The following is a 6585-nucleotide window of genomic DNA, read 5'->3' on the forward strand; positions in this document are numbered from 1 at the left end:
AATCGGCATACCACGAGCTCTTCCAATTTTGGCCAGAAGCCGAAGACGGCTTCCTCGAATAGGCCTGATACATAGATGCAACGGGGCGGCGGTTTTTCAAAAGCGGGTAGACAGTGGGGCCGAGTCCATACATAGCAGCTGGCGAAGCCTGCGTCCGGCTGCGCAGCAGCCGTAAAATCAGGCCATTCGGTCTATCCGGCACACTGTACAAGCAGGGTTTACGGCTGCTGCGCAGCCGGACGCAGCCTCGCAGGCTCGGCAGCTGCTACATAGAGCCGATTGACGAATCGTTAGCCACGCTCAGGCTGGAAACGCACCACAAAACCCTTGAGATTCTGCTGGCGGCTCAACAAGTCACGCAGACGATCGGCTTCTGCACGTTCGATCAGCGGTCCGACAAACACCCGATTCTTGCCGTCGGCAGTACGAATGTAGGCGTTGTAACCCTGACTGCGCAGGGATTTCTGCAGGCTTTCTGCACTTGCACGGCTCGACAGGCTGGCCAGTTGCACCGACCAACTGACAGACAGGCCATTGGCATCGACGCGGCTTTGAGTCGTGTCCGGCTTGCCCGATGCAGCCGTGATGGGCTGGCTAGGTGCAACCGTTGGTTTGTTCACCGGCGCAGGTGCTGGCGCCGGAGCTGGCGCGACCGGCTTGGCGGCAGGCGCAGGCGCAACCGGGGCGCTTGGGGCAATCGGCATGGACGATGCTTCTTGCTGAACGATTTCATCATCACTCGGCACAGGTTCCTGAGGCAGCGCTTGCGGCTCAGGCACCACCACCGGCTCGACCTGAACTTGCGGCACCGCAGGCGCTTGCGGCGCAGCCGGGGCTTCAACCGTCACTTGACGCTGTTCATCCTGACGGGAAAACAGCATCGGCAGGAAAATCACCGCCAGCGCCACCAGAACCAGGGCGCCTACCATGCGCTGTTTGTATGCCTTATCCAGCAATGCCATTTGCCGCTTCCTCCGTGGAGCGCCGGGCCAGCCATTCGATGGCCTCGGCAACACAATAAAATGATCCGAACAACAGAATCTCGTCGTCGCTCGTCGCCAGCGCGCACTGCCCTTCCAGGGCGGCGGCCACGCTGTCATAGGACGTTACCGAGGCGCCAAGGTTCTGCAGCGCCCCGTGCAAATCGGCAACCGGGCGTGCTCGCGGTGAATCCAGCGGCGCGACGGCCCAATGCTGGACACTAGCATTCAATTCACCGACAACACCATCCAGATCCTTGTCCGCCAACAGTCCGAACACCGCCAGACGCTTCCCGACCGGTGGCCGACTGGCCAGACGGCGAGCCAGATACTCCGCCGCATGGGGGTTATGCCCCACGTCCAGCAACAGGTTCAGGCGCTTGCCCTGCCAGTCGAACTGACGGCGATCGAGGCGACCGACCACCCGAGTGGCTTTCAGCGCAGTAATAATTTGTGCATCCACCCAAGGCAACCCGAGCAACAGGTAAGCCTGCAACGCCAGTGCCGCGTTTTCCATCGGCAGATCGAGCAACGGCAGATCATGCAGCTCGACCACTCGCCCTTGAGCGTCAAGACCGCGCCATTGCCAGTTGTGATCGGTGATGCCGAGGTCAAAATCGCGCCCACGCAGGAAAAACGGGCAATTGAGCTCGCGCGCTTTATCCAGCAGAGGCTGTGGAGGATTCAGGTCACCACAGAGCGCAGGCGCGCGCTGGCGGAAGATGCCGGCCTTTTCGAACGCTACGGATTCACGGGTATCGCCCAGATAATCCGCGTGATCGACACCGATGCTGGTGACCAGCGCCATATCGGCATCGACCACATTGACCGTGTCCAGACGCCCGCCCAGCCCGACTTCCAGCACCACAGCATCGAGGCTGGCGTGTTGAAACAGCCAGAACGCCGCGAGGGTGCCCATTTCGAAGTACGTCAGGGATGTGTCGCCACGGCCCGCCTCGACCGCTGCAAAGGCTTCGCACAGCTCGGCGTCAGTGGCTTCGACGCCATTAACCTGCACCCGCTCGTTGTAACGCAGCAGGTGCGGAGAATTGTAGACACCTACGTTCAGGCCCTGCGCCCGCAGCAACGAAGCCACGAATGCGCAGGTAGAACCTTTGCCGTTGGTGCCGGTGACCGTGATCACCCGAGGCGCCGGCTTGCCCAGTCCCATGCGGGACGCTACCTGTTGCGAGCGCTCCAGGCCCATGTCGATGGCCGAAGGGTGCAACTGCTCAAGGTAGGCGAGCCACTCGCCAAGGGTACGTTCGATCATATGTTGGCGGGTACCGGTGGAACTACGATTGGCTCGATGGGCGCGGCAACGAATTTCGGCGTCGGCAGGCCCATCATTTGTGCCAGCAGATTGCCCAGCCGCGGACGCAGTTCCTGACGGTGAATGATCATGTCGATCGCACCGTGCTCCAGCAGAAATTCGCTGCGCTGGAAGCCTTCCGGCAGTTTTTCACGCACGGTCTGCTCGATCACGCGCGGACCGGCGAAGCCGATCAGGGCTTTCGGCTCACCGACAATCACGTCGCCAAGCATCGCCAGACTGGCGGAAACACCGCCGTAGACCGGGTCGGTCAGTACGGAGATGAACGGAATGCCTTCTTCACGCAGACGCGCCAGCACCGCAGAGGTCTTGGCCATTTGCATCAGGGAGATCAGGGCTTCCTGCATCCGCGCACCGCCGGAAGCGGCGAAGCAGATCATCGGGCAACGGTTTTCCAGCGCGTAGTTGGCAGCGCGAACAAAACGCTCACCAACGATGGCGCCCATCGAACCACCCATGAAGGAGAATTCGAAGGCCGAAACCACTACCGGCATCCCCAGCAGGGAGCCGCTCATGGAGATCAGTGCGTCTTTTTCGCCGGTCTGCTTCTGCGCAGCGGTCAGGCGATCCTTGTACTTCTTGCCGTCGCGGAACTTCAGACGGTCAACCGGCTCCAGGTCCGCGCCCAGTTCGGCACGGCCTTCAGCGTCGAGGAAGATGTCGATGCGGGCGCGGGCGCCGATACGCATGTGGTGGTTGCACTTGGGGCAAACGTCCAGGGTCTTTTCCAGCTCCGGTCGATACAGCACAGCCTCGCAAGACGGGCATTTGTGCCACAGACCTTCAGGCACCGAGCTCTTCTTGACCTCGGAACGCATGATCGAAGGGATCAGTTTGTCTACTAACCAGTTGCTCATGCTTTCTTTCTCCAGTACCGGCGGCCCGAACGCTCTGGTTCGCAGCCCCGCGTATGCCCTTGAGCTAAATTCATGTATGTGGCGATGATCGATGGGTTGCCGGATCAGCTAAACGTGACCTGCGTACACCCCAAAAACCCTCAGCCATGCCTGTGGACGGCGGCAGTGTGCCAGCCGTCACATCAACGTCCTACAACCGCTTTAATGAACGCCTGAATCTTTGCGTGATCCTTGATGCCCTTGCTCGCCTCTACCCCACCACTGACGTCCACGGCGTAAGGCCGAACCCGGGCAATCGCCTCGGCGACGTTGTCCGGCGTCAAGCCACCCGCCAGGATGATCGGTTTGCTCAAGCCTTGCGGTATCAGAGACCAGTCAAACGCTTCACCGGTTCCGCCGGGGACGCCTTCAACGTAGGCGTCGAGCAGGATGCCGCTAGCGCTTGGAAACGCATCGCATGCGGCCGCGATATCGTCACCGGCCTTGACCCGTAGCGCCTTGATGTACGGACGGTGCCAGCCTTCGCACTCGGCCGCGGTTTCGTCGCCATGGAACTGCAACAGGTCCAGCGGCACGGCGTCGAGGATTTCCCCCAACTCGCAGCGGCTGGCGTTGACGAACAACCCTACGGTGGTCACGAACGGCGGCAACGCCTCGATGATCGAGCGTGCCTGCTGAAACGTCACGGCCCGGGGGCTTTTGGCGTAGAACACAAATCCGATCGCATCAGCCCCGGCCTCAACCGCCGCCAACGCATCTTCTATGCGGGTAATCCCACAAATCTTGCTGCGAACGGCCGACATGTCGATAGAACCCCAAGGTAAATCCGAGAAAGTCCCGGATGGTAACAAAAGCGTTCGAGGGCGTCAGCCGTCAAGTTCCGAGAAGCCGGTCAGGAAGTGCGGCCCGATGTAACGCTCGGGCAATTCGAACTCGTCGCGGTACTCGACCTGCACCAGGTACAGGCCGTACGGATGCGCCGTCACCCCACCGGAACGGCGAATGCGGCTCTCCAGCACTTCTTTCATCCACTCCACCGGGCGCTCGCCGGCACCGATGGTCATCAGCACGCCAGCAATGTTGCGCACCATGTGGTGCAGGAAGGCGCTGGCGCGGATGTCCAGCACGATCATCTTGCCGTGGCGCGTGACGCGCAGGTGATGCAGCTCCTTGATCGGCGACTTGGCCTGACACTGGCCGGCACGGAAAGCGCTGAAATCGTGGGTGCCGACCAGGTACTGCGCCGCCTCAGCCATGCGCTCGACGTCCAGCGGACGGTGGTTCCAGGTGATTTCTTCGTTCAGGTGCGCCGGGCGGATCTGATCGTTGTAGATCACGTAGCGATAGCGCCGGGCAATGGCCTTGAACCGCGCATGAAAATGCGCCGGCATGACCTTGGCCCAACTGACACTGACGTCGTGGGGCAAATTGATATTGGCGCCCATGACCCAGGCTTTCATCGAACGCTCGACCTGGGTATCGAAATGCACCACCTGACCGCACGCATGAACGCCGGCATCCGTACGCCCGGCGCAGAGCAGCGACACCGGTGAGTCGGCGACTTTGGACAAGGCCTTTTCGAGCGTTTCCTGCACAGTGAGTACGCCGGAAGCCTGGCGCTGCCAGCCGCGATAGCGCGAACCTTTGTATTCAACGCCCAACGCGATCCGGAAAAAGCCGTCGGCCACCATTTCGGCGGCCGGGTTATCTATATTTGCCAAGGAGTGACAGCCTGCTGATAAGCGCAAAGGCGGGCATTATAAGGCCGCCGGACGGGGATGCCAGAGCCGTGTGTTTTTTGGGGCCTGCGGGGTCGGGAATTATGTTGAATGTGCCGACCTCTTCGCGAGCAGGCTCGCTCCCACAGGGGTTTTGTGAACACCAGAGACTCAATGTGGGAGCGAGCTTGCTCGCGATAGCGGCCCGACAGACCCCATCGCATCCCCGCTGAAACAAAAACGGCAGCCTCAATGGGCTGCCGTTTTGTTTACGCCTTACCGATCAATCACGCCAGACGCGAAAGCATTTCCTGGGCTTCGCTCTTCTGACCGTCGTCACCCTCGGTCACCACCTCGTTGAGGATGTCCCGAGCGCCGTCGGCGTCGCCCATGTCGATGTAGGCCTGGGCCAGATCGAGTTTGGTCGCGACTTCGTCGGTGCCGGAAAGGAAATCGAATTCCGGCTCGTCAGCTGCGGAGGCCATGGCGTCTTCCGCCGTGAAGCTCGGCTCGCCAAGACTCTGGGACAGACGATCCAGCTCGGCGTTGACGTCATCCAGTTCGGCGGCAAACGCGTCCGGAGCGTCTGGCGCGTCCATTTCGTCAGCCAGCGACAAGTCGAAATCGGCTGGCAGCTCCAGATCGTCCAGTGCAACCTCGGGAACAGCCGGCGCTTCAGCGGCAGGTAAATCCAGGTCCTTGACGCCGTCATCCAGACTCAACAGGAAGTCGTCTTCGGCCAGGGTCGCCGGCGAGGCATCCCCACCGAGATCCATATCCAGGTCGAAGTCCGACAGGTCATCGAGGTTTTCCTTGATGTCGGTCTGCTGCTGCAACACCGACTCGAAGCTCAAGTCGTCGTCCAGCGGGAACTCGTCCAGCTCAGCCGCAGACACTGGTTCTGGTTCTGGTGCAACCACCGCCGGAGAGGCAGCTTCCAGATCATCCAGACTCAAATCGAAGGCACTGTCGAAGTCATCGGGCTTTGCCTCTGCTTCTGCCTCTGGTGCAACCACTGCCGGAGAGGCGGTTTCCAGATCATCCAGGCTCAAATCGAAGGCATTGTCGAAGTCATCGGGCTCTGCCGCTGCCGGCGCTTCAGGCTCGTCCAGCAGCAAATCCTTGACGTATTGCGCGTCCAGTTCGGCAGCGATCGCAGCGGCTGCGATACCACCGGCTGCCGCAATAACCATGGCCGGGAAGCGGCTCTTGAGTTTTTCGACCTGAGCAAAGTTGTCACCGTTGGCCACCAATTGGCGTTCCTGGGCAACGAATGCATCGCGGTCGCCTTGCTGACCGTAGACTTCCATCAGCTTGAGGCGCAGGTCACTGCGTTGCGGCTCTTGCTTGATCCCGTCTTCCAGCAAGGCAGCCGCCTGATTCAGACGACCGGCAGTGATGTGCGACTGCGCCTTGGTCAATACGTCGTCATCGCGCTCGCCAGCAGGCGAAACCAATGGCGCAGCGATAGGCGGCGTTACCACAACCGGTGCAATCACCGGCGCCGGCGCCGGCGCGGGTGCAGGGGCGGGTGCAGGCGGTGGCGTTGGGGTTGGCGCGGTAGCGAGCTTCACGCTCGGCGGCGGCACTTCCAGGTCTTCGAAGATGCCTTTTGGCAGGTCGAGTTCAGCGGAGAACGCCTGCTCCTCGGCCAAATCACGGGCCATGCGCAAATGCTTCTCGGCTTCTTGCTGGGC

The 6585-nt window shown here is 61.2% G+C and carries 6 protein-coding genes; all 6 read right to left on the minus strand.

Annotation, left to right across the window (positions count from 1 at the left end; translation table 11 throughout):
• Nucleotides 1-290: 290 nt before the first annotated feature.
• Complete coding sequence (locus tag WLY71_RS28855; RefSeq protein ID WP_347806284.1) at nucleotides 291-962, minus strand: SPOR domain-containing protein; 672 nt, start codon at nucleotides 960-962, stop codon at nucleotides 291-293.
• Nucleotides 946-2253 (minus strand): bifunctional tetrahydrofolate synthase/dihydrofolate synthase, encoded by a 1308-nt coding sequence (gene folC / locus WLY71_RS28860; RefSeq protein WP_347806285.1) that lies wholly within the window; start codon nucleotides 2251-2253, stop codon nucleotides 946-948. Before folC ends, WLY71_RS28855 begins: the two co-directional genes overlap by 17 nt.
• Nucleotides 2250-3170 carry an acetyl-CoA carboxylase, carboxyltransferase subunit beta gene (gene accD, locus WLY71_RS28865; protein WP_033061847.1) on the minus strand — a complete coding sequence of 307 codons (921 nt, stop codon included), beginning with the start codon at nucleotides 3168-3170 and terminating at the stop codon, nucleotides 2250-2252. Before accD ends, folC begins: the two co-directional genes overlap by 4 nt.
• Before the next feature lie 182 nt (nucleotides 3171-3352).
• The gene (locus WLY71_RS28870; protein ID WP_347806286.1) at nucleotides 3353-3973 is read right to left on the minus strand and encodes a phosphoribosylanthranilate isomerase; all 621 of its coding nucleotides are present in this window, start codon (nucleotides 3971-3973) and stop codon (nucleotides 3353-3355) included.
• Between the two features lie 63 nt (nucleotides 3974-4036).
• The gene (gene truA, locus WLY71_RS28875) at nucleotides 4037-4861 is read right to left on the minus strand and encodes a tRNA pseudouridine(38-40) synthase TruA (RefSeq protein ID WP_046047735.1); all 825 of its coding nucleotides are present in this window, start codon (nucleotides 4859-4861) and stop codon (nucleotides 4037-4039) included.
• Nucleotides 4862-5175: 314 nt separating this feature from the next.
• Nucleotides 5176-6585: motility hub landmark protein FimV (locus tag WLY71_RS28880; protein WP_347806287.1), on the minus strand; the 1410-nt coding region annotated here is incomplete at its 5' end.

It is taken from the genome of Pseudomonas rossensis (assembly GCF_039888995.1).
Taxonomy (GTDB): Bacteria; Pseudomonadota; Gammaproteobacteria; order Pseudomonadales; family Pseudomonadaceae; genus Aquipseudomonas; species Aquipseudomonas rossensis.

Coding starts and splice junctions, on each gene's coding strand:
- WLY71_RS28870 (WP_347806286.1), bottom strand. CDS start 3,973: ATGTCGGCCGTTCGCAGCAAGATTTGTGGGATTACCCGCATAGAAGAT.
- truA (WP_046047735.1), bottom strand. CDS start 4,861: ATGGTGGCCGACGGCTTTTTCCGGATCGCGTTGGGCGTTGAATACAAA.
- accD (WP_033061847.1), bottom strand. CDS start 3,170: ATGAGCAACTGGTTAGTAGACAAACTGATCCCTTCGATCATGCGTTCC.
- folC (WP_347806285.1), bottom strand. CDS start 2,253: ATGATCGAACGTACCCTTGGCGAGTGGCTCGCCTACCTTGAGCAGTTG.
- WLY71_RS28855 (WP_347806284.1), bottom strand. CDS start 962: ATGGCATTGCTGGATAAGGCATACAAACAGCGCATGGTAGGCGCCCTG.